Source organism: Streptomyces flavovariabilis (assembly GCF_000725785.1).
Taxonomy (GTDB): domain Bacteria; phylum Actinomycetota; class Actinomycetes; order Streptomycetales; family Streptomycetaceae; genus Streptomyces; species Streptomyces hawaiiensis.
The window spans coordinates 118617-140079 of record NZ_JNXD01000008.1; the positions used below are offsets into that span (position 1 = coordinate 118617).

Here is a 21463-nt window from a genome sequence, read left to right on the forward strand (position 1 = left end):
TGCCGCCGTGTTGTGCCGCCTGTCCTGGGCCACTGAGTACCCAGGGTGCCGCCGCCCCATGGGCGCCCGGCCGGGTTGTGACGGTCACAGCATGAGCGGGCCCGGGCCGGGGAAACCGGGTCCTTCCGGGACGGTGGAACGGGCCGGGCGGGTCAGCGGCAGGGGTCGTGCTCCCGGTTGCGCAGCCGGTGCAGGGCGGCTCCGAACGCTCCCGCGATCAGCACCCCGCCCGCGACCAGGGCCGGTACGGAGTCGGTGAAGGTGCCGCCGTCACCGGCCCGCACCCCGCGCTGGACCGCTGCCGCGTCGCACTCGGTGTGGTGCTGTCCGCCGTGGTGCGAGGGCTCGGGGCAGGGCTTGTGGGTGGGTCTGTGCGTGGGCTTGTGGGGCCCGGAGCCGTGCGCCACGGTGAACGTCGCGCTCCACTGCTTGCCCTCTCCGCCGGGAGCGGCCGGGCAGGTGCCGTCGACGGTCCACGCCGAGTCCTCCCCCGGCGCGTCCGGATCACCCTCGAAGTTCTCCGCGGAGGCGATACGGGCCGTTCCGCGGTAGGCGGGGCCGGACACCTTGTCGTCGTTGCCGGTGACCCGGCGCAGCGGCACCGTGCCCTCGTCGAAGGCCTGCGAGGTGGCGTCGAGGGTGTCGGGCGGCGGCCCCCCGGCCGGATCGCAGCTGACCGAGACGGTGAGCGTTTCTCCGGGGTGGACGGTGGCGGGAGCGACCTCGGCGGCCGGTTCGGCGAAGACGGCCGGCGCGAAGCCCACGAGGGCTGAGCCGGCCAGGGCGGCGGCGGACAGGGCGTGCAGGCTGCGGCGCATCGAGGGGACTCCTTCGGTGGTCATACCCCTCTGCCATGACAGCCAGGTCTCTCTGTCGCCGCGCGCGGCGAGGCCCCATTGGCGGGACGGTGCCACTCAACCGGGTGAATCGGAGCGACCCAGGGGCGCGGAGCGGTATCGATCTGCGGCTCCGCCGCGTGGGCGCGACAAGCCACCACCGGCCCGCACTCGCACGACCGCGTCAACCCCTGCGGCGCTAGGCGACATCCCGCATGACCTGCTCCCGCACCCGGCCGCAGCACCGGCTGATCAGCCGGGACACGTGCATCTGCGAGATCCCCAGCTCCTCGGCGATCCGGCTCTGTGTCATGTCTCCGAAGAACCGCATGTACAGGATCGCCCGCTCCCGCTCGGGCAGCGCCGCCAGCCGGGCCTTCACGGACTCGCGGTCGACGACCGTGTCCAGCGCCGGGTCCTGGGACCCCATCGCGTCGCTCAGGGAGTACCCGTCCTCGCTGCCGGGCAGCTCCGCGTCCAGGGACAGCGCCGTGAAGCTCTCCAGTGCCTCCAGGCCGGCCCGGACGTCCTCCTCGCTCATGTCCGCGTGCTCGGCGATCTCGGTCACGGTGGGGCGGCGGCCGGAGATCGTCTGGGAGAGGTCCTGGCCGGCGGTCCGCACGCGGTTGCGCAGGTCCTGGACGCGGCGGGGCACGTGCAGGGTCCACATGTGGTCACGGAAGTGCCGCTTGATCTCGCCGGTGATGGTCGGCACGGCGTAGCTCTCGAAGGCGTGGCCGCGCTCGGGGTCGTACCGGTCGACGGCCTTGACCAGGCCGAGGGCGGCGACCTGGCGCAGGTCCTCGAAGCTCTCGCCGCGGCTGCGGAAGCGTCCGGCGAGGCGGTCCGCCATGGGCAGCCAGGCCTCGACGATCTCGTCGCGGAGCGCGTCGCGCTCCGGACCGGCGGGCATCGAAGTGAGCCTGCGGAAGGCTTCGGCGGTGTCGGGGGCGTCGTCGTGGGAGTGCCGCTTCGCGCTGGTTCGGGTCTGCATGATGCGTCGCAATTCCCTTGAAAATGCTGCGGGTCGGACGGTCACCGTGGAAGCGCATCCGCTGGGGGACAGGGCCTCGGTGGCGGCGCGCGACGCCGCTCCCACGGGCGTGCCTCCTGTCCGAAGCACTGAAGGGCGCCTGCCCCCGGCCCTCACCCGCAAACCCGGAGAGGTTTTCCGCCGTGGCGCAGGGTGACTCGTACGGCTGGCTCTGTCCCCGAACGCCCGGGAGGTCGTACATGAGCACCAAGGTCGCCGACCATGTCCTGCGAAGGCTGCGCGAATGGGGAGTGGAGCAGGTCTTCGGCTATCCGGGCGACGGCATCAACGGCCTGCTCGCCGCGTGGGGCAGGGCCGAGAACGAGCCGCGGTTCGTGCAGTCACGGCACGAGGAGATGTCCGCGTTCCAGGCGGTCGGCTACGCCAAGTTCAGCGGCCGTCTCGGGGTGTGCGCGGCGACGTCGGGGCCGGGCGCGATCCATCTGCTGAACGGCCTGTACGACGCCAAGCTGGACCATGTGCCGGTGCTGGCGATCGTCGGCCAGACGCACCGCACCGCGATGGGCGGGTCGTACCAGCAGGAAGTGGATCTGCACACGCTGTTCAAGGACGTCGCCTCCGAGTTCGTGGAGACGGTGACGGTGCCGGAGCAGCTGCCGAACGTGCTGGACCGGGCGATCCGCACGGCGTACGCGCGCCGCTGCCCGACCGCGCTCATCATCCCCGGCGACGTGCAGGAGCTCGACTACACGCCGCCCACGCACGAGTTCAAGATGGTGCCCTCCAGCCTGGACCGCAGCTCGTGGACGGCCGTGCCGTCCGACGACTCGGTGCGGCGGGCCGCCGAGATTCTCAACTCCGGTGACAAGGTGGCGATCCTGGCCGGCCAGGGCGCGGCCGGCGCACGGGCCGAGGTGCAGCGGATCGCCGAGCTGCTCGGCGCGGGTGTCGCCAAGGCGCTGCTCGGCAAGGACGTCCTCAGCGACGAACTGCCGTACGTCACCGGCTCGATCGGCCTGCTGGGCACCCGCCCCTCGTACGAGCTGATGCGGGACTGCGACACGCTGCTGACCATCGGGTCGTCGTTCCCGTACAGCCAGTTCCTGCCGGAGTTCGGCAAGGCGCGGGGCGTGCAGATCGACATCGATCCGCACATGGTCGGGATGCGCTACCCGTACGAGGTGAACCTGGTCGGGGACGCGAAGGCCACCCTGGAACGGCTGATCCCGCTGATCGAGGAGGGGCGCGGGCGGGAGTGGTACGACACCGTGTGCGACAACGTGACGCGCTGGCGTGACGTGATGGAGCGCCGGGCGGGGCTCGACGCCGACCCGGTCAACCCGGAGTACGTGGCCCGCGCGCTGGACCCGCTGCTGCCGGACGACGCGATCGTCACGTGCGACTCGGGCTCGACGGCCAACTGGTACGCGCGGCACCTGACCATGAAGCCGGGCATGCGCGGCTCGCTCTCCGGCACGCTCGCGACGATGGGCTGCGGGGTGCCGTATGCGATCGGCGCGAAGTTCGCGCACCCGGACCGGCCGGCGATCGCGCTGGTCGGGGACGGTGCGATGCAGATGAACGGGATGGCGGAGCTGATCACGGCGGCCAAGTACCGGCACCTGTGGGAGGACCCGCGGCTGGTGATCGCGGTGTTCAACAACCACGATCTGAATCAGGTCACGTGGGAGCTGCGGGCCATGGGGGGAGCACCGTCGTTCCTGCCCTCGCAGGAGCTTCCGGACGTGCAGTACGCCGCGTTCGCCCGTTCCCTGGGGCTGACCGGCATCCGGGTGGAGAAGCCTGAGGACGTGGAGGCGGCCTGGCGGGCCGCGCTGGAGGCGGACGGTCCCGCGGTGGTGGAGTTCCTGACCGATCCGGCTGTCCCACCGATCCCGCCGCACGCCACCTGGGACCAGATGGAGGCGACCGCCGCGTCGGTCCTGAAGGGCGACGCGGACCGGGGATCGATGGTCAAGCGGGGCTTCAAGGCGAAGGTGCAGGAGTTCCTGCCGGGGCGGGAGAAGAAGTAGCGGCGGCGGGGGGTACGCCGGCCGGTTCGCGCCGGTCGGCGTCCTCCTGCGGCAGCAGCAACTCCTCGTAACGGCCCAGCACCAGCACCACTCCGAGCATGAGCAGCGGGATGAGCACAGCGAGCATCGCCATGACGGGTCCTTCCCCAGAGAGGTGTGGGGGGTGTGATCCGGGTCTCCCGCAGGACATGGCGCAAACCAGTGCGGCCGGCGGCGAGCGTGCCCGGGAACCTGTGTCGGCCTCCGGTGTACGGGTACGCGGTGCGGGCCCCCGAACGTCTGGAGGGAGACATGCAGCGAGGCAGCGACCGGCTGAGCGTCCACCGGGACGACGAGATGAAACACGAACTGCAGGGTCTGCTCAGGTCCGGGCACCCCACCCGCAGTGAGGAGTGGCACGACCCGGAGCCGTCCGCCGAGGACGATCCCGAGGTCGCCCACGGGCCGGTGACGCCGAGCCGTGCGCCGACGTCCCTGGAGTCGGTGCGGCTGGAGCTGGCCCGGATCCTGGGTCGCAGGGTGTTCCCCGCGAGTCCGCGCGAGCTGGCCCGCGAGCTGCGCGGCCACCAGGCACCCGACGCACTGGTCGAGGCCCTGGAGGAGCTGCCGCGACAGGAGCGCTACGGCAACGTCCAGGAGCTGGCCCAGGCCCTGATCCGGGCCCGCGAGACCGGGCCGGAGGAGTACGCGTAGGGACCGCGCAGGGGGCGCCGCGGCATGCCGCGGCGCCCCCACCGGCCTGGAAACGGAGGGAAGGCCCCAGTGATGGCCGAGTACGTCAAAGACGTGATGACAGCGGGTGTGGTCGCCGTGCGCCCGGACGCCTCGCTCGTCGAGGCGGCACAGCTGATGCGTACGCAGAACATCGGTGACGTGGTGGTGGCCGAAGGGCAGGACGTGATCGGTGTGCTCACCGACCGTGACATCACGGTACGGGCCGTCGCCGACGGCGCCGACCCGATGACGGTCAGCGCGCAGACCGTGTGCACGAGGAATCCGGTGACGGTGACGCCGGACGACCGGGTGGCGACGGCGGTGACGCTGATGCGCGAGCACGCGGTGCGCCGGCTCCCGGTGGTGGAGAACGGGCTGCCGGTCGGGATGGTGAGCCTCGGCGACGTGGCCGAGGCCGAGGACCCCGCGTCGGCGCTCGCCGACATCAGCCGGGCCGAGCCCGACGCCCGCGGTGGTGCGTGAGCCCGGACCGGGCCGGGCGGATCAGCGTCGGCGTGTGTACCGGCCACCGGAACGAGAAGAGCAGGAAGAACACGAGGGGCGACGCGGCGCACCGGATCGCCGCCCGCTCCCGGAAAGGACGTGGAACATCATGCGTATCGCGTTTCTGGTCGCACCCGAGGGTGTCGAACAGGTCGAGCTGACCGAGCCGTGGCAGGCCGCGAAGGACGCGGGCCACGAGCCCGTGCTGGTATCGACGCAACAGGGCGAGATCCAGGCCTTCAACCATCTCGACAAGGCGGACACGTTCCCCGTGGACGAGGTCGTGGGCGACACCTCGCCGGACTCGTTCGGTGCTCTCGTGCTGCCCGGCGGCGTCGCCAACCCGGACTTCCTGCGGATGGACGACAAGGCCGTCGCGTTCGTCCGGGACTTCTTCGAGCACGGCCGCCCGGTGGCGGCGATCTGCCACGCGCCGTGGACGCTGGTCGAGGCGGACGTCGTGCGCGGCCGGGAACTCACGTCCTGGCCGAGCCTGCAGACGGACATCCGCAACGCGGGCGGCACCTGGGTCGACAAGCAGGTCAAGGTCTGTGACCACGGGGCGAACAAGCTGGTCACCAGCCGCAAGCCGGACGATCTGAAGGCGTTCTGCGAGACCTTCCTCGACGTCTTCGCCCAGCAGGCCGCCTGACAGCCCGGACACGTCGCCGGAGCCGGCGAGCGAGGAGTTCTGGACGCGTTCGTGACGGCCGTCGCCGGGCATCGCCCCTGGGGAAGGCCGGCGATACGGCGCTGACCTGCGGGGCCGGTCCGGTGGCCATCGGTCCGGCCCTGTGGTGCGCGTGCGTGCCGGTGCTGTTCCGGTCGCGTCCTCGAGGGGCTCAGGTGCCGGGGGCCGTGGGAGTCGCCGACTCCCCGCTCCCCCGCTCCCGGGCCCCTTCGCGCGTGCGGCCCGCGGCCACCGGGCGGCGCGGATTGCGGCGCAGGTACTCGCCCTCGAGCTGGGCCATGCGCTCGTTGTGGGCGCGCAGCGCGTCGTTCGAGCCGTACAGCAGCGTGTCGTGGCGCGTGCGGTGGATGGTCTCCAGCTCTTTCATGAGCTGCTGGTCGTCCAGCCGGTCAGGGTCCACTCCGGTCATCGTGTCGCCCCGCTCGTCGTGTTCGTTCATGCGGTCCGGGTACCCGCCCCCGGAGCAACTGAGCACTACCCCCGAGCGGCATCCGGGAGGAACCATGGATCTCGCCTTTCTGCACCCACTGTACGAACACCCCGGGCCTTGGGCGTCCGTGTACGTCGACACCTCACGGCACACGGAGGGCACTCCCCACGAGCGGGAGCTGACGGCCCAGGCGATGGCCAGGGAGCTGGCCGCGCAGGGGGCCGACGAGGCGACGTGCCGGGCTGTGCAGGGCGCGATCGAGGATTTGCGGCACTCCTCCGAGCCGCACGGCCGGGCCCTGTTCGCCCGCGCCGGCGAGGTCGTTCTCGACCCGCCGCTGGTCCGTCCCCCGCAGGGCGGTGACTGGGCCGAATGGGCGCCGCTGCCGCGGGTCGCGCCGCTGCTGGAGCTGGCCGGTGAGGACCCGGTGTGCGTGGTGGCGTACGTCGACCGCAAGGGCGCGGACTTCGAGCTGCGCAACGCGCTGGGCCGGCAGGACGCCGGGAGCGTCACCGGGCGGCAGTGGCCGATGCACCGGACGGGCTCCGCGGACTGGTCCGAGCGGCATTTCCAGCTGCGGGTGGAGAACACCTGGGAGCACAACGCCGCGGAGATCGCCGACGCGCTCGCCGTGTGCCAGGAGGAGACCAAGGCCGACTTGCTGATTCTCGTCGGCGACGACCGGGAGCGGCGGTCCGTGCACGAGCGGCTGCCCAAGCGGCTGCACGACCTGGTGGTCGAGGCGCCGCACGGCACCGGCAGCCGGCTGCTCGACGAGGACGTGGAGCGGGCCCGGGCCGAGCATGTGGGGCGGCAGGCCGAGGCGGAGCTGGAGCGCTTCCGCGCCGCCCGCAACCCGGACGACGAGGGCCGGGCCGGGGCCGTCGAGGGCGTGCCCGCGCTGGTCGAGGCGGCACGGGAGCACCGTATCGACGAGCTGCTGATCAGGGTCGACGGGCCCGACGCGCACCGTGAGGTGTGGATCGGGGAGGACCCCGACCAGCTCGCGGTGCGCCGGACGGACCTGAAGGTCCTGGGCGAGCAGCACTCGTGGCCGGCCCGGGCGGACGACGCGCTCATCCGCTCCGCGGTGGCCACGGACGCGCCCGCGCTGTCGGTCTCCGAGCGGGAGGTTCCCGTGGGCGGCCTGGGGGCGCTGCTGCGCTGGAAGTGATCCGGAGCGGGCCCTAACGGGCCCGCTCCACCCTGCGTTCGTCCCAGACCGGGTCCGAGGTCTCCCGGACCCGGCCGTCGCTGCCGAAGACCAGGAAGCGGTCGAAGGAGCGGGCGAACCAGCGGTCGTGGGTGACCGCGAGGACCGTCCCGTCGAAGGCCTCCAGACCCTCCTGGAGCGCCTCGGCGGACTCCAGGTCCAGGTTGTCGGTGGGCTCGTCCAGCAACAGCGCCGTCACGCCCTGGAGCTCCAGCAGGAGGATCTGGAAACGGGCCTGCTGCCCGCCGGAGAGCCGTTCGAACGTCTGCTCCGCCTGGTGGGTCAGCTCATAGCGGCGCAGGCGGGACATCGCGGCGCCGCGGTCCTGTGCGTGCTCCTTCCACAGAATGTCGAGGAGCGTGCGGCCCTCCAGCTCCGGGTGCGCGTGCGTCTGCGCGAAGTGGCCGGGGACGACCCGGGCGCCCAGCTTCCAGTTGCCGGTGTGTGCCACGTCGTCGCCGGCGAGCAGGCGCAGGAAGTGGGACTTGCCGGAGCCGTTCGAACCGAGGACGGCGACGCGCTCGCCGTAGAAGACCTCCAGGTCGAAGGGTTTCATCAGGCCGGTGAGCTCGAGGTTCTCGCAGGTGACGGCCCGGACGCCGGTGCGGCCGCCCTTGATCCGCATCTTGATGTCCTGCTCGCGCGGCGGCTCCGGGGGCGGTCCGGCCTCCTCGAACTTGCGCAGTCGGGTCTGGGCGGCCGCGTAGCGGGAGGCCATCTCATGGCTGACCGCGGCTGCCTGACGAAGGTTCAGCACGAGCTTTTTCAGCTGAGCGTGCTTCTCGTCCCAGCGCCTGCGCAACTCCTCGAAGCGGGCGAAGCGCTCGCGCCGGGCGTCGTGGAAGGTGGCGAAGCCGCCGCCGTGCACCCAGGCGTCGGCGCCGGCGGGGCCGGGCTCCAGGGAGATGATGCGCTGGGCCGCGCGGGCGAGGAGCTCACGGTCGTGGGAGACGAACAGAACCGTCTTGCGGGTCTCCTTCAGCCGTTCCTCCAGCCACCGCTTGCCGGGGACGTCGAGGTAGTTGTCGGGCTCGTCGAGGAGCAGCACCTCGTCGGTGCCGCGCAGCAGCGCCTCCAGGACGAGCCGCTTCTGCTCGCCGCCGGAGAGGGTGCGGACCTCCCGGAACTGCGCCTTGTCGTACGGCACCCCGAGCGCGGCCGTGGTGCACATGTCCCACAGTGTCTCGGCCTCGTAGCCGCGGGCCTCGGCCCAGTCGGCGAGGGCCTGCGCGTACGCCAGCTGGGCGGCCTCGTCATCGACGGTCATGATGGCGTGCTCGGCGGCGTCCACGGCGCGGGCCGCCTCGCGGATGCGGGGCGTGGCGACGGAGACGAGCAGGTCCCGCACGGTCGTCTCGTCGCGTACGGATCCCACGAACTGCCGCATCACGCCGAGCCCGCCGCCGACGACCACGGACCCGCCGTGCGGTTTGAGCTCACCGGCGAGCATCCGGAGCAGGGTGGTCTTCCCGGCGCCGTTGGGCCCCACGAGGGCCACGACGGCCCCCTCCCCCACCCGGAACGAGACATCGCCCAGCAGCGCCCTTCCGTCGGGCAGGTAGTACTCCAGGTGCGCGGCTTCGAGGTGACCCATGGGCGCGATTCTGTGGGGGCGCGGGCGTCCGGGGCAAACGGGTTTCCGGTCTGCGGGTGCCGGTCAGACCCGCTCCAGCGGCCGGTGCGGCCCGCTGGGGAGTTCCGCCTCGACGGTGTCGCCGGGCCGCACCACGCCGCCCTCCCGCACCACCGTCATGATCCCGGCCTTGCGCACGACGCGGCCCGCCTCGTCCCGTCCGACGACCCGCTTGAGCAGCCCGTCCCGGAAGTGGTCGATCTGCCGGCAGGGGTTGCGCAGCCCGGTGACCTGCAGGACCGCGCTGTCGCCGATGCGCAGCAGCGTTCCGGTGGGCAGTGCGAGCAGGTCGATGCCCCGGGTGGTGATGTTCTCGCCGAGTTCGCCGGGCGCCACCTCGAACCCGTCCGCGCCGACCTCGGCGAAAAGCTCCTCGTGGATGAGGTGGACCTGGCGCAGGTTCGGCTGGGTGGGGTCCTGCGCGACGCGCGAGCGGTGCCTGACCGTCACCCCGGCGTGCACGTCGCCCTCCACCCCGAGCCCGGTGAGCAGCGTGATGCTGTCCCGGTTCGGCTTGGTGAAGGAGTACTCTCCGTTGCTGCTGACCGCCGTCACGTGCCCGTTCATCTCTCGGTCCCCCTGTTCCATGATGGTGATCAGCTCCGAGACTGCCGCCGGACCGTCGGTGTGTCCACCCCCTCCGGGTACCCGCACGGCATGACGCCCCCCGACCTGGACCTCACCACCCCGAAGCCCGGGCACCATCCCCTGCGCGACCGCGTCCTCGCCCTGGACCGCCGCCTGTTCGAGGCCGCCGGGGCCCGGCGCCGGCCGGGGGCGGACCCCGTGCTGCCGCGGCTGAGATCTCGCGGACGGGCAGCTCGACGTGCGGGTGGTGCACGGCGGCCGCCGGCCCGCCGCGCGGCTGCTCGCCGCTGCCCTCGCGGGGCCCTTGACCCGCTCCCCCGCCCACGCGGCCGTCCAGGTGGGGCGGCTGCGCCTGGACGGCGTGGCACCGGGCACGCTCCTCGCCTACGACGGCGAGGTGACCGAGGTGGAAGGCCGCGTGACGCTGGAGAAGCTCCCGGAGGCGCTGACCGTGTACCGGCCGATCGCAGGCTACTGACACACCGTCAGTCCATATAGCAGGATGCACATCTCAATATTCGGCCAGTCTGCGTACGGTGATCTCATGCCAACCCGATCGGAAGGGGTGGGATCCGCCATGCCGGAACCCCGGGAGACCGCTGTCTACACCCATGGGCACCACGAGTCCGTACTGCGCTCGCACACCTGGCGGACCGCCGCCAACTCGGCCGCGTACCTGCTGCCTTCGCTCAAGCCCCACATGAAGATCCTGGACATCGGCTGCGGGCCCGGCACGATCACCGCCGACCTGGCGGCGCTCGTACCGGACGGGCAGGTCACCGGCGTCGACCGGGTGCCGGAGATCCTTGAGCAGGCGCGGGCCGCGGCGGCCGGGCGGGGGATGGCCAACGTGGACTTCGCGGTCGCCGACGTGCACGCCCTGGACTATCCGGACGACACGTTCTGCGTGGTCCACGCCCACCAGGTGCTCCAGCACGTGGGCGACCCGGTACGGGCGCTCCAGGAGATGAAGCGGGTCGTCAGGCCCGGCGGTCTCATCGCCGTACGGGACGCGGACTACGAGGCCATGACCTGGTATCCGGCGTCCGGTGGGCTCGACGCCTGGCTGGACCTCTATCGCCGGGTCGCCCGGGCCAACGGCGGTGAGCCGGACGCCGGGCGCCGACTGAAGGCCTGGGCGCTGCGGGCCGGGCTCACGGACATCACGGCGACCTCCGGCACCTGGACCTTCGCCACGCCCGAGGAGCGGGCCTGGTGGAGCGGGCTGTGGGCCGACCGCACCCTGGCGTCGGCCTACGCGGACCGGGCCCTGGAGGGCGGGCACACCGACGAGGCGGAGCTGCGGGGCGTGGCCGAGGCCTGGCGGGAGTGGGGCGCCCGGGAGGACGGCTGGTTCAGCGTCCTGCACGGAGAAATTCTCTGCCGCAAGGAAGCCTGAGACACCGTTTCCGGGACACCCTTAAAGCAGGAGGTTCGAATTATGGTTCCCATCCTGCTGGTGCTGCTTCTGGCTTTGGTTCTGTTCGGCGCCGGATTCGCAGTAAAGATTCTCTGGTGGATCGCGCTCGCGGTCCTTGTCCTGTGGCTGCTGGGATTCTTCGTCCGCGGCACGTCGGCAGCCGGCGGCAGGGGCCGCTGGTACAGGTGGTGAATAAACGAACACAACCGCTTCCCCGGTCCTGAGCCAGGACCGGGGAAGCGCGCGCGTGTGCGTCAGTCCCGCGGAAGCAGCGGTCCGAGCGGCCCGAGGTCCAGATTGAGGTCCTCGGGCCGCAGCCCGTAGCGGTCGCGCAGCTCCGTCATCCGCTCGTCGAGCAGCATGAGCGTGAGCCCGATCCGCTCCTCCTGCTCCTCGCTCAGGTCGCCCACGTCGAACCGGCGCAGCGCCTGGCGCTCCATGAGCTGGCGCAGCAGCTCCACCACCGTCAGCACGAGCTTGACCAGGTCACGCTCGACCGTGTCGGGCTCCAGATCCATCCGGTTGGAGCGCGGCCGGGGATTCTCGGGGGTGGTCACAGCAACTCCTCGAACGGTGAGGGCACCTGGGCGTTCACCGAGCTGATCAGCGCGTTGAGGTCGATACGGACGAGGTCGACGTCGGCGATGCGCAGCGTGATGTCTCCCGTGATCACGACGCCGCCGGCGAGCAGCCGGTCGAGCAGGTCCACGAGGGCGACCTCACGGCGTTCCACTACGGTCACGGATTCTCCCCGTCGTTCATGTGGCCTCCCCGGCGAACGAATAGGCCGCCCAGGGGCCGGTGAGTTCGATGCGCATCCCGGGCACCTCACCCTTTGTGCGGTCCACCAGTTCCACGAACTCCTCGGAATGCGCACGCGGAACGAGATAGGCGGCATTCAATACGTTCCGCCCGGTGGCCTTGGAAAGCGCCGGATTCTGCGGGGGATGCATCCGGGAATCCTCCGCGAATGCGGAAAGCTCCTCGTGCAGCCGGGTCGAGAAGGCTTCGGCCTTCTGCCACTTTTCCTCGTGGGACCTGGTCTGCATGCGCCGCTGCCGCAGGTAGTCCCGGCCCGACGCGGCTTTCTGCGGGGGCCGGGCCCTCTCCTGCGGTTCGGACTCGGCGTACACCTTCACGCCCCACTCGACCCGGCCCTCCAGCCGGTCGAGCGTGCTCCGGAAATCCTCCTCGCGGGCCTCCATCATCATCCGCACGCCGCTGTCGTCGTGGAAGACGGTGCCGAGCCGCAGCGGCAGCGGGGTCGTGACGGTGGTGAGCGCGTCGATGACGCCCTGGTGGGCGCGGGCGGTCTCGGTGAGCCAGTCCAGGTCCTCCAGATGGGCGCGGAGCGGCTCCTCGGCGAAGTCCCGCTCCGGCACGTGACTCACCACGGCCACCAGGCCGTGGTGAGTCAGTGCCCTGGGCGGGTCGCCCGCCACACCTGACAGCTGGGACTGGAGCGGTGTGCCGAAGGGGCGGCAGACGGCGTAGACGTACCGCAGTCCGGTCACGGTGCCTCCTTCTTCTCCGCGCGGCCGGGCTCCAGTTCCTCCAGCCGGGCCAGCCTCTCGCGCAACTCGGCGTTCTCACGGGTCAGTTCGTCACGGCGGGCCCGCGAGCTCAGGGCCGGGTCGGTCTCCCACCAGTCGATGCCCATCTCCTTCGCCTTGTCGACCGAAGCGACGATCAACCGCAGTTTGATCGTGAGGAGTTCGATGTCGAGCAGATTGATCCGGATGTCGCCCGCGATGACGATGCCCTTGTCGAGCACTCGTTCAAGGATGTCGGCGAGGTTGGCGCCGCTTCCCTGACCATAGGGTTCGGGCATCCTGCTGGGCGTCGTCATCGCCGGCTCCCTGCCTCGACTTCCTCATCCTCGTCCTCGTCGTCCTCGTACTCGCCCTCGGGCTCCTCCTCTTCCTCGGGCTCCTCCTCGTCCTCGGCCTCCTCGTCGTCCTCGGCCTGGGAGTCGTCCTCGTACTCGCCCTCGGGCTCCTCTTCGTCCTCTTCCGACTCCTCGTCGTACTCGCCCTCGGCCTCCTCACCCTCGGGGCGTTCCTCCTCGGACTCCTGCTCGGACTCCTCCTCGGCGACCGCGTCGTCGTGGCTGCGGACGACCTCGCCGTCGCTGATCTCGCCTCGCCAGCCGTCTTCCGCCTCGCCCTTGATCGTGATGAAGCGGACGAAGTTCTTGAGGTCGAGCCTGGCCCGGCGGCCCTGGGCGCGCCAGATGTTGCCGGTCTTCTCGAAGAAGCCGGAGGGGTAGTACTCGATGACCAGCAGGACGCGGGTCAGGTTGTCGGTGAGCCGGTGGAAGGAGACGACGCCCTTCGTGGTGCCCTTGGCCCCCTCGGAGGTCCAGGCGATGCGGTCGTCGGGGAGCTGCTCGGTCGTCTTCGCCTTCCAGCTGCGGTTGGACCAGAAGACCTTCAACTGCCAGTCGGAGGTGGTGTCGTCGGCCTTGCTCGCGGCTTTGACACCCTTCGCGAAGGTGCTGAAGTCCTGGTACTGGGTCCACTGGTCGTAGGCGGTGCGCAGCGGCACGCCGACGTCGATGTGCTCGATGATGACGGTGGGCTTGTTGCCGGAACGGCCCTTGCCCTTGCCCTTGCCGCCCAGGCCCTTGAAGGCGCCCATGACCTTGTCCTTGATGCGCGAGCCGCCCAGCTCCAGTGCGGAGCGCAGGGGCCCCTTGCCCTCGGCAATCTTGCGGCCGCCGTCGAGGGCGAGCTTGGCGAAACCGGGGCTCTTGCCCTCGGCGATGTCATTCAGCTTGCCGGTGGTCTCGCCGAGCTTGCGGCCGGCACCGGTGAGCATGCGGGTGGCCTGGGCGGCGAGGTACTCCTGCAACTCGGCCTTGAGCCGGTCGGCGGCCTCGCTGTGGGCCAGGTCGGTGAGCGGGTTCTTCGCTCCGTTGGCGGCGGACTTCGCCGAGCCGAGAGTGTCGCTCATCCCTCACCGCCTCCCTTCGGCAGCCGGGAGCGGGCGCTGCCGCCTCTGCTCCCGGAGGTCGCCTTCTTGGCGGCCGTGGTCTTCTTCGCCGCCGTCTTGCGTCCGGCCGCCGTCTTCTTCGCGGGGGCCTTCTTGGCGGTCTTCTTCGCGGGAGCCTTCTTGGCCGGCGCCTTCTTGGCGGCCCTCTTGGCCTGCGGCTCCTCCTCCTCTTCCTCGTCCTCCTCGTCGGCGCTGGAGTCCTCGGGCTCGTCCTCCTCGTCGGCGCTGGAGTCCTCGGGCTCGTCCTCCTCGTCGGCGCCGGAGTCCTCGGGCTCGTCCGCCTCGTCGGCGCCGGAGTCCTCGGGCTCGTCCGCCTCGTCGGCGCCGGAGTCCTCGGGCTCCTCGTCCTCGTACTCGGCGTCCTCCGCGTCGTCGTCCTGACCGCCGGGCACCACACCCGACAGCTGGTCGCGCACCTGGGCGGTCCGGCCGTGCAGCCGGTCGGCGAGCGCGTCGATCTGCCGCTCGACCATGGCGCCGGAGGCAGCCTTGCCGACACCGCGCAGGTCCTCGCGCAGCTGGTCGCCGATCTCCTTGAACTGCGGGTTGTTCTTCAGCTGCTGCTGCAGCAGGTCCGCGACCATGCGCGGGCTCAGATTCAGCTTCTTCCCGGCGACCAGGCCACCGACGGCCATTGCCATCTTCAGCTTCTTGGTCCGTCCCAGGAGGTATCCGGCCCCTATGGCGAGACCCAGTCCCGTTCGGTTCATTGTGTTGTCCCGTTGCCTGTTCCCGCGCTCCCGCGCGAAGCGTTCTCCAGTCGGTCGAGGAGTTCGTCCTCGAGACGGTCGAACTCCTCCTCCGTGATCTCTCCGGCCTCCATCTGCTCCTCGAGGCGAGCCAGTTCGGCCCGGATCGTGGCGGGGTCGTAGTAGATCCGCTCGGCCTCTTGGACTACCTGTTTGATGGCCCAGGCGCTGCCGCGTACCGGTGCGAACGGCAGCAGCAGCACCTCAGAGATCAGGCCCACGTCGTCACCCCGCTCCGGTGTCCGTTCCGCTCGCCACAGTGCCCGCGGGCTCGGCCGGGCCGGGCTCGACGAAGCTGTACGGCGGCAGTGGTCCGTTGACCCGCACCTCCAGGTGCGGCATGTCCTTGCGGAGCTGCTCGACCGCGGCCAGGAAGGACTCGGCCGAATCCCGGTCCACCAGGAACGACACGTTGGCCAGCCAGCCCGTGGACTCGGGGCCCACGCTCACGTCGTCGGCGGCCGGGGCCAGGGCGCGCTGCACCGCGGCGCCGTCGTCGGCCTCCTTGGCCTTGACCGCGGCCGCGACCAGCTCGCCGAGCCGGATCTTGTCGTCGTAACTGCCGCCGCCCGCCTGCCGGTTGGCCTCCGCGAGACCGCGGATGTCGGGGCTCTCGGCCATCACCTGGTGCAGGACGGCCTCTTCGACGTGGTTGGCCTTGACGTTGTACTCGACCCGGTTGTCCAGGGCCTGCAGCCGCTCCTTGTAGTGCTCGGCACGCTCGGCGAGCACCCCGGTGATGGAGTTGTCGTCCGGGGCGACGCTGCCGAACCGCATGGGCAGCACGCAACCGGCCGCGCCGGCCTCGCTGAGCACGTTCTGGTGGGCGAGCAGCTCCTTGCGCTTGGGCCGCAGCCCGTCGGGCGCCTCACTGACGATCGCCGCGAGGTCCCCCTCGCGCAGGATGCGCACCGGGCGGGGCGGGTCTCCGACGCCGCTCATGCCCTCGGGGAGGCCGGGGTGCGAACTCGCCGCGATGCCGTAGACATAAGTGCTCACTCCTGCTCCTCCTTACGGCGGGACGACGTGCTCTTGCGGGCTCGCGGACGCGACTCGGTCTCACGCTCGGAACCTTCGCTCCGCGCCTGGTTGAAGGCGTCGGAGATGGTCTCGGCGGCGCCGGACAGCGCTCCCTTGGACTTGCCGCGGGCGCCGGACTCGGTCATCTCCCCGACCAGGTCGGGCAGGCCCGGGTCCTTGCGCGGCCCGGCCTCCAGGTCGAGCCGGTTGCACGCCTCGGCGAAGCGCAGATAGGTGTCGACGCTGGCGACGACGACGCGTACGTCGATCTTGAGGATCTCGATGCCGACCAGGGAGACTCGCACGAATGCGTCGATGACGAGCCCCCTGTCCAGGACGAGCTCAAGTACGTCGTAGAGACCGCTGCTGCCGCCTCCGCCGCCGGACTGCTGTGCCGGTACGACTGTCATGCCGGGTGTTCCTCCTCGTGTCTGGGTGGGGGTCCGGTCGGGCGGCCTAGCGGCCGCCGGGCCTGCGCGCGTCGGACCGCCCGCGTTCGTAGCGGCGGACGCGCCGGTAACCCGTGAGCTGCCCCTCTGCGTCGAGCTCCACCTGGTAGCTCGCCATCAGGCTCATCGTGTCGGGCACGCGCTCGAGTTCGAGAACCTCGACCTCCAGCGCCCAGCCCTCCTCCGTCTGCTCGAAGGACGACACGGATTCGGCTTCCATGCCGGTGAGCTCCGCGAGCTGGCCGCGCGCCTGGCGCAGCACTTCCATCGGGCTCGGCCGCTTCGGGGCCGACCTGTTGTCGTTCGATTTGCTCGAGTTCTGAGAGTCCTGTGACTTCTGTGAACCCTGTGACTCTTGCGTGTTTTTTGTGTTCGACATGGCCACCTCCCCCTCCGTGTGGCCGCAAGAGTGTTCGCCAAACCTCTACGGGCACATGCATCTGCCACCCGTCCGGCTGAACGCGGGGGCGCTTCAGCCGCGCAGGGCGTTCAGCCGCCGCCGGGCCGGCCCCAGCGCCCTGCCGCGGTTCAGCAGGCCTGACCAGGGGTTGGTGCGGGCCTGCTCGACGGCGTCCGCGACGGTCCAGCGGCGGGCGAGCAGCTCCGGGTCGTCCAGCTGGCCCCAGGTGATGGGAGTGGCCACCGGGGCGCCCGGGCGGGGCCGGACCGAGTAGGGCGCGACGGCGGTCTGGGCGTAGGCGTTGCGCTGGATGTCGAGATAGAGCCGCTCACCGCGCTCCTTCTTGCGGGCGGCGGTGGTGAGCCGGTCGGGGTGGGCTGCGGCGAGCAGGTCGGCGACGTCCCGGGCGAAGGCGCGCACCTCGTCGAAGTCGTGCCGTCCGTTCAGCGGCACGATCACGTGCAGCCCGCGCGAGCCCGTGGTCATCAGCGCCGAGGGCAGCTCCAGCTCGTCGAGCAGCTCCCCGAGCAGCCGGGCGGCCTCGCGCACGGCCTCGAAGTCGTCCCTGGGGGTCCCCCCAGGCCCTTCAGGCACTGGGGGAGGGTCGAGGTCGAACACCAACCGGTCGGGGTGGTCGACGCCGTCCGCGCGGGACAGCCAGCGGTGCAGCGTGATGCTCGCCTGGTCGGCCAGGTACAGGAGGGTCGGGGTGTCGTCGCACACGGTGTGGCGGACGGTGCCGCCCTCCTTGGTCACCTCGACCCGGGGGATCCATTCCGGGTAGTGCTCCGGGGTGTTCTTCTGCATGAACGTCGGGCCCTCGATGCCGTCCGGGTGCCGCTCCAGCATCAGCGGGCGGCCGCGCAGGTGCGGCAGCATGAAGGGCGCGACGGCCCGGTAGAAGTCCACCAGGTCACCCTTGGTGTACTCCTTGGCGTCGCCGCCGCCGGGGAAGAGCACCTTGTCCGGCCGGTGCACCTCCACCGTGCGACGGCCCGCCCGCACCTTGCGCGTACCGTCGGCGCCGCTCACCGCACGACCGCCTCCTCCACCAGCAGGCGTCCGGCCGCGGCGATGGACTCCGCGTCGATGCCCGCGGCGTGCAGCTGCTCCTCCGGGGACGCCGAGCCCGGCATCGACCGGACGCCGAGCCGCACCAGACGCGGCACGGGGCGACCGTCGGTGAAGGCGTCGAGGACCGCGTCGCCGATGCCGCCCTCGGGGTGGTGGTCCTCCACGGTCACCAGGCAGCCGGTCTCCTCGGCGGCCCGGCGCAGGGTGGCCCCGTCGACGGGCTTCACGGAGTACAGGTCGATCACCCGCACCGCGATGCCCTCCTGCTCCAGGGAGTCTGCGGCGGCCAGCGCCTCGTGCACGGTGACGCCCGCCGCCACGAGGGTCAGCCGGTCCTGGCCGGAGGAGCGCAGCACCTTGCTGCCGCCGACCGGGAACTCCTCGTCGGGGGCGTAGATCACCGGGCTCTCGCCGCGCGAGGTGCGCAGGTAGCGGATACCCTCCAGGCCGGCCATCGTGCCGACGAGCCGTGCGGTCTGGTTGGCGTCGCACGGGTACAGCACGGTCGAGCCGTGCACCGCCCGCATCATCGCCAGGTCCTCCAGGCCCATCTGGCTGGGCCCGTCCTGGCCGATGGCGACGCCCGCGTGCGAGCCGACGAGGTTGATGCCGGAGCCGCTGACGGACGCCATCCGGATGAAGTCGTAGGCACGGGTGAGGAACGCCGCGAACGTGGTGGCGTACGGCACCCAGCCGCGGGACGCGAGGCCGACGGCCGAGGCGACCAGCTGCTGCTCGGCGATGTAGCACTCGAAGTAGCGGTCGGGATGCTCCTTGGCGAAGAACTCGGCGCGGGTGGAGTCGCCGACCTCGCCGTCCAGGGCGACGATGTCGCCGCGGCCGGTGCCGAGGGCGGCGAGCGCCTCGCCGAAGGCGTTGCGGGTGGCGACTTCCTCACCCTGGTCCCACCTCGGGAGTTCGAAGTTCCCGGTGTGGACGGAGTGCAGCATGCGGGCGGCGGGCGGCTCCTGCACCCGGACGCCGATCTCGCGCGGGCCCCCGAGTTCGGCGATCGCCTCGTCGGCCTCCGGCAGCGGCTTGCCGTGCAGGCCCTCGCGGTCCTGGACGCCCTCGACGCCCTTGCCCTTGAGGGTGCGGGCGAGGATCGCGGTGGGCTGGCCCGTGGTGGACGCGGCCTCTCCGTAGGCGCGGTCGACGGCGTCCACGTCGTGGCCGTCGACCTCGATGGTGTGCCAGTCGAAGGCCTGGAAGCGGCGGGCGTAGGCGTCGAGGTCGTGGCCGTGCCGGGTGGGGCCGCGCTGGCCGAGCCGGTTGACGTCGACGATCACGGTGAGGTTGTCCAGGTGCTCGTACCCGGCGTGCTCGGCGGCCTCCCACACGGATCCCTCGGCCAGCTCACTGTCGCCGCACAGCACCCAGGTGCGGTAGCCGGTGCGGTCGAGCCGCTTGCCGGCCAGCGCGATGCCGACCCCGACGGACAGGCCCTGGCCGAGCGAGCCGGTGGCCGTCTCGACCCACGGCAGGCGCTGCGGGGTGGGGTGCCCTTCGAGGCGGCTGCCCAGCTTGCGGAAGGTGAGCAGCTCTTCGTCGTCGATGGCACCGGCCGCCTTGTACGCGGAGTACAGCAGCGGAGAGGCGTGGCCCTTGGAGAGGACGAAGCGGTCGTTGCCGGGGTGGGAGGGGCGGTCGAAGTCGTAGCGGAGGTGGTGTGCGAGCAGGACGGCCATCAGGTCGGCCGCGGACATCGAGGACGTCGGGTGCCCGGAACCCGCCGAGGCGGCGGCGCGGACGCTGTCCACCCGCAGCTGTTGTCCGAGGTCGGTGAGTTCACCGGTGTTCATGAGTCTCCTTTCGCGGAGTCGTCCGGGGCGTCGGTTCGTTTGACGGGGCCGGGCTTCGCAGGTTCACCGCCGGGCCTATTTTTGGCGTGCTCACCGCCGGGCTGGTTCTTGGCAGGCTCACCACCGGGCTGGTTCCTGGCAGGCTCACCACCGGGCTGGTTCCTGGCAGGCTCACCACCCGGCTGGTTCCTGGCAGGCTCACCACCCGGCTGGTTCCTGGCAGGCTCGGCGGCAGCCCCCTCCGCCGGGCGGCCCTTCGCCGTCTCGGACTCGGACCGCACCTCGCCGTGCCCAGAGCCGGGCCGGCCCGCGGCCGGGCGGCCCTTCGCCAGTTCCGGCTCGGACCGCGGTTGCGCGGCCCCGGAACCAGGGCGTACCTGCGTCGCCCCGGATCCGGGCCGCCCCTTCGCGGGCTCATCGTGGGACCCGGCCCGGCCGGGCCCTCCGGTGCCGGGGCCCCCGTCGTCGGTGTCGGCCGCGAGCGCCGCCCCCGGCCCGGAACGGGCGCTCGCCTCCTGCCGCCGCCCGGGCCCGCCCGGTACCCGGGCCACCTCGGGCGACGACGTGTCCAGCGGCACCGACCAGGACCGTACGAGCCCCAACTGCACGGCCTGGCGCGGCAGTACGGCGTCCAGCAGCCAGTCGGCCGCGACCCGGACCCGGTTGCCGGGCATCGCGGCGAGGTGGTAGCCCCGCGTCACCGCGCCCGCCGGTACGCCGGACAGGGGCACCCCGAGCGGGTTGGCGGCGGCCTTCGCCCCGCCCAGGTCGACGACGAAGCCCAGGTCGCGATGACGGTAGGGCTTGCGCGCACCGCCGAGACCGAGCGACGCGGCGACGTTCTCCGCCGCGATCTTGCCGTGCCGCCAGGCGTGCTGCGCGGTCATCGGCGTATAGCTCCCCGGCTTCTCCAGATCCGGTACCGCGGCCACGTCACCGCACGCGAACAGCTCGGGCCGGCCCGGCACCTGGAGGTGCGGGTCGACGAGCAGCCGTCCCTTCTCCATCGGCAGCCCGAGGGACTCGACCAGCGGGTCGGGACGTACGCCCACGCACCACACCAGCGTGCGGGTCTCGACGAACTCGCCGTCGCTCAGCACCACCCCGTCGTGTGTGGCCTCCTTCACGGAGGTTCCCATCCGCACGTCCACGCCCCGCTGCCGCAGCACCCGGTCGGCGGTGGCGGAGAGCTTCTCGTCCATTTCCGGCAGCACGCGCGGCGCCACGTCCAGCAGCATCCAGCGCGGCCGCATGCCCCGCCGCAGCGGGTGCTTGCGGACCTGCGCGTCGGTGAACATCTGCCCGTGCGCGGCGACCTCGGTGCCGGTGTACCCCGCGCCGACCACGACGAAGGTGCACCGCGCGGCGCACGTCCCGGGGTCGTCGGCGGAAGCCGCGAGCTCCACCTGCCGGGTCACGTGGTCGCGCAGGTACAGCGCCTCCGGCAGCCCCCGGAAGCCGTGCGCGTGCTCGGCGACACCGGGGATGGGCAGGAGTTTGTTGACGCTGCCCGCGGCCAGCACCAGCCGGTCGTAGGAGAGCGTGCCCTCCTCGCCCTCGGGGCCGGTGTAGTGCAGCGTGCGGTCGTCGAGGTCGATCCGGTCGGCCTCGCCCAGCACCAGCCGTACCTCCGGCAGGGAGTCCGAGAGGGAGACCGTGACCCGGCGCGGTTCCAGGACGCCGGCCGCGACCTGGGGCAGCAGGGGCAGGTACAGGAAGTAGTCGGTCGGGTTCAGCAGGGTGATGTGGGCCCGGCCCCGGGTGAGCCGGGACAGGGTGCGGGCCGTGCGGTACCCGGCGAAGCCGGCACCGACGATCACGATGCGGGGTCGACTCACGGTCGCTCGCCTCCGGCGCTGTCGCGTAGCTCGGGAGCCTTCCGCGTCCCCCTGGCCAGGGCACCCAAACGTCGGCCGGGT

26 protein-coding genes and 1 pseudogene are annotated in these 21463 nt (G+C 71.6%); 8 read left to right on the forward strand and 19 right to left on the reverse strand.

Features of this window, described 5'->3' with window-relative positions; genetic code table 11:
* Positions 1-152: 152 nt before the first annotated feature.
* Both IO24_RS0116370 and IO24_RS0116375 read right to left on the reverse strand, forming a co-directional pair.
* Positions 153-818, reverse strand: a complete 666-nt coding sequence (locus IO24_RS0116370; RefSeq protein WP_031136378.1) for a hypothetical protein — start codon at positions 816-818, stop codon at positions 153-155.
* A gap of 217 nt (positions 819-1035) precedes the next feature.
* Complete coding sequence (locus IO24_RS0116375; protein ID WP_031136380.1) at positions 1036-1830, reverse strand: RNA polymerase sigma factor SigF; 795 nt, start codon at positions 1828-1830, stop codon at positions 1036-1038.
* Between the two features lie 239 nt (positions 1831-2069).
* Here IO24_RS0116375 and IO24_RS0116380 point away from each other — a divergent pair, with 239 nt between their 5' ends.
* Complete coding sequence (locus IO24_RS0116380) at positions 2070-3863, forward strand: thiamine pyrophosphate-requiring protein (protein ID WP_031136383.1); 1794 nt, start codon at positions 2070-2072, stop codon at positions 3861-3863.
* Here the strand turns inward: IO24_RS0116380 and IO24_RS43000 are convergent.
* Positions 3817-3996: a hypothetical protein gene (locus tag IO24_RS43000; RefSeq protein ID WP_078899290.1), complete on the reverse strand. Its 180-nt coding sequence runs from the start codon at positions 3994-3996 to the stop codon at positions 3817-3819. The genes IO24_RS0116380 and IO24_RS43000 overlap by 47 nt on opposite strands.
* Positions 3997-4154: 158 nt before the next feature.
* Between IO24_RS43000 and IO24_RS0116385 the strand changes: the two genes are divergently transcribed.
* The 3 genes from IO24_RS0116385 to IO24_RS0116395 all read left to right on the forward strand — a co-directional run bounded on the left by IO24_RS0116385 (position 4155) and on the right by IO24_RS0116395 (position 5733).
* The gene (locus IO24_RS0116385) at positions 4155-4556 is read left to right on the forward strand and encodes a DUF2795 domain-containing protein (protein WP_031136385.1); all 402 of its coding nucleotides are present in this window, start codon (positions 4155-4157) and stop codon (positions 4554-4556) included.
* A 72-nt stretch (positions 4557-4628) separates the two neighbouring features.
* On the forward strand, positions 4629-5060 hold the full coding sequence (locus IO24_RS0116390; RefSeq protein ID WP_031136386.1) for a CBS domain-containing protein: 432 nt from the start codon (positions 4629-4631) through the stop codon (positions 5058-5060).
* A gap of 130 nt (positions 5061-5190) precedes the next feature.
* A complete protein-coding gene (locus IO24_RS0116395) occupies positions 5191-5733 on the forward strand; it encodes a type 1 glutamine amidotransferase domain-containing protein (RefSeq protein ID WP_031136387.1) in 543 nt (180 codons plus the stop codon).
* 190 nt (positions 5734-5923) lie between these two features.
* On the opposite strand, the gene IO24_RS0116400 is transcribed toward IO24_RS0116395, so the two are convergent.
* Positions 5924-6211 carry a DUF6158 family protein gene (locus tag IO24_RS0116400; RefSeq protein ID WP_031136389.1) on the reverse strand — a complete coding sequence of 96 codons (288 nt, stop codon included), beginning with the start codon at positions 6209-6211 and terminating at the stop codon, positions 5924-5926.
* A gap of 64 nt (positions 6212-6275) precedes the next feature.
* Here IO24_RS0116400 and IO24_RS0116405 point away from each other — a divergent pair, with 64 nt between their 5' ends.
* Positions 6276-7376, forward strand: coding sequence for a baeRF2 domain-containing protein (locus IO24_RS0116405; protein ID WP_031136391.1), 1101 nt, complete (start codon positions 6276-6278; stop codon positions 7374-7376).
* A gap of 13 nt (positions 7377-7389) precedes the next feature.
* On the opposite strand, the gene IO24_RS0116410 is transcribed toward IO24_RS0116405, so the two are convergent.
* Together IO24_RS0116410 and IO24_RS0116415 are read right to left on the reverse strand one after the other, a co-directional pair.
* Complete coding sequence (locus IO24_RS0116410; protein ID WP_031136393.1) at positions 7390-9009, reverse strand: ATP-binding cassette domain-containing protein; 1620 nt, start codon at positions 9007-9009, stop codon at positions 7390-7392.
* Between the two features lie 63 nt (positions 9010-9072).
* A complete protein-coding gene (locus IO24_RS0116415) occupies positions 9073-9615 on the reverse strand; it encodes an MOSC domain-containing protein (protein ID WP_031136395.1) in 543 nt (180 codons plus the stop codon).
* A 235-nt stretch (positions 9616-9850) separates the two neighbouring features.
* Between IO24_RS0116415 and IO24_RS0116420 the strand changes: the two are divergent.
* From IO24_RS0116420 to IO24_RS0116430, 3 genes and pseudogenes are all read left to right on the forward strand, one after another.
* Positions 9851-10114 (forward strand): annotated as a pseudogene (locus IO24_RS0116420) (phosphoesterase); the annotation flags it as partial.
* Between the two features lie 99 nt (positions 10115-10213).
* Entirely contained in the window at positions 10214-11035 is an 822-nt protein-coding gene (locus IO24_RS0116425; RefSeq protein ID WP_031136398.1) for a methyltransferase domain-containing protein, read from the forward strand.
* 42 nt (positions 11036-11077) lie between these two features.
* Positions 11078-11248, forward strand: a complete 171-nt coding sequence (locus tag IO24_RS0116430; RefSeq protein ID WP_031136400.1) for a hypothetical protein — start codon at positions 11078-11080, stop codon at positions 11246-11248.
* A 62-nt stretch (positions 11249-11310) separates the two neighbouring features.
* Here IO24_RS0116430 and IO24_RS0116435 read toward each other — a convergent pair whose 3' ends face one another.
* From IO24_RS0116435 to IO24_RS0116495, 13 genes are all read right to left on the reverse strand, one after another.
* Entirely contained in the window at positions 11311-11574 is a 264-nt protein-coding gene (locus IO24_RS0116435) for a gas vesicle protein K (RefSeq protein WP_030843810.1), read from the reverse strand.
* A gap of 35 nt (positions 11575-11609) precedes the next feature.
* Positions 11610-11798, reverse strand: coding sequence for a gas vesicle protein (locus IO24_RS0116440; protein ID WP_003994122.1), 189 nt, complete (start codon positions 11796-11798; stop codon positions 11610-11612).
* 16 nt (positions 11799-11814) lie between these two features.
* Positions 11815-12570: a GvpL/GvpF family gas vesicle protein gene (locus IO24_RS0116445; protein ID WP_031136404.1), complete on the reverse strand. Its 756-nt coding sequence runs from the start codon at positions 12568-12570 to the stop codon at positions 11815-11817.
* The gene (locus IO24_RS0116450) at positions 12567-12905 is read right to left on the reverse strand and encodes a gas vesicle protein (RefSeq protein WP_031108661.1); all 339 of its coding nucleotides are present in this window, start codon (positions 12903-12905) and stop codon (positions 12567-12569) included. Before IO24_RS0116450 ends, IO24_RS0116445 begins: the two co-directional genes overlap by 4 nt.
* On the reverse strand, positions 12902-14011 hold the full coding sequence (locus IO24_RS0116455) for an SRPBCC family protein (protein ID WP_031136407.1): 1110 nt from the start codon (positions 14009-14011) through the stop codon (positions 12902-12904). Before IO24_RS0116455 ends, IO24_RS0116450 begins: the two co-directional genes overlap by 4 nt.
* Positions 14008-14760, reverse strand: coding sequence for a hypothetical protein (locus tag IO24_RS45975; RefSeq protein ID WP_031136409.1), 753 nt, complete (start codon positions 14758-14760; stop codon positions 14008-14010). Before IO24_RS45975 ends, IO24_RS0116455 begins: the two co-directional genes overlap by 4 nt.
* Positions 14757-15020, reverse strand: coding sequence for a gas vesicle protein GvpG (locus tag IO24_RS0116465; RefSeq protein WP_031136411.1), 264 nt, complete (start codon positions 15018-15020; stop codon positions 14757-14759). The genes IO24_RS45975 and IO24_RS0116465 overlap by 4 nt, the downstream gene beginning before the upstream one ends.
* Positions 15021-15024: 4 nt before the next feature.
* Complete coding sequence (locus tag IO24_RS0116470; protein WP_031136412.1) at positions 15025-15798, reverse strand: GvpL/GvpF family gas vesicle protein; 774 nt, start codon at positions 15796-15798, stop codon at positions 15025-15027.
* Positions 15795-16229, reverse strand: coding sequence for a gas vesicle structural protein GvpA (locus IO24_RS0116475; RefSeq protein ID WP_031136414.1), 435 nt, complete (start codon positions 16227-16229; stop codon positions 15795-15797). Before IO24_RS0116475 ends, IO24_RS0116470 begins: the two co-directional genes overlap by 4 nt.
* A gap of 46 nt (positions 16230-16275) precedes the next feature.
* A complete protein-coding gene (locus IO24_RS0116480; protein WP_078899295.1) occupies positions 16276-16647 on the reverse strand; it encodes a gas vesicle protein GvpO in 372 nt (123 codons plus the stop codon).
* A 93-nt stretch (positions 16648-16740) separates the two neighbouring features.
* Complete coding sequence (ligD, locus tag IO24_RS0116485; RefSeq protein WP_031136418.1) at positions 16741-17700, reverse strand: non-homologous end-joining DNA ligase; 960 nt, start codon at positions 17698-17700, stop codon at positions 16741-16743.
* On the reverse strand, positions 17697-19544 hold the full coding sequence (locus IO24_RS0116490) for a transketolase (protein WP_031136420.1): 1848 nt from the start codon (positions 19542-19544) through the stop codon (positions 17697-17699). Before IO24_RS0116490 ends, ligD begins: the two co-directional genes overlap by 4 nt.
* The gene (locus IO24_RS0116495; protein ID WP_031136423.1) at positions 19541-21382 is read right to left on the reverse strand and encodes an NAD(P)/FAD-dependent oxidoreductase; all 1842 of its coding nucleotides are present in this window, start codon (positions 21380-21382) and stop codon (positions 19541-19543) included. The genes IO24_RS0116490 and IO24_RS0116495 overlap by 4 nt, the downstream gene beginning before the upstream one ends.
* Positions 21383-21463 lie beyond the last annotated feature (81 nt).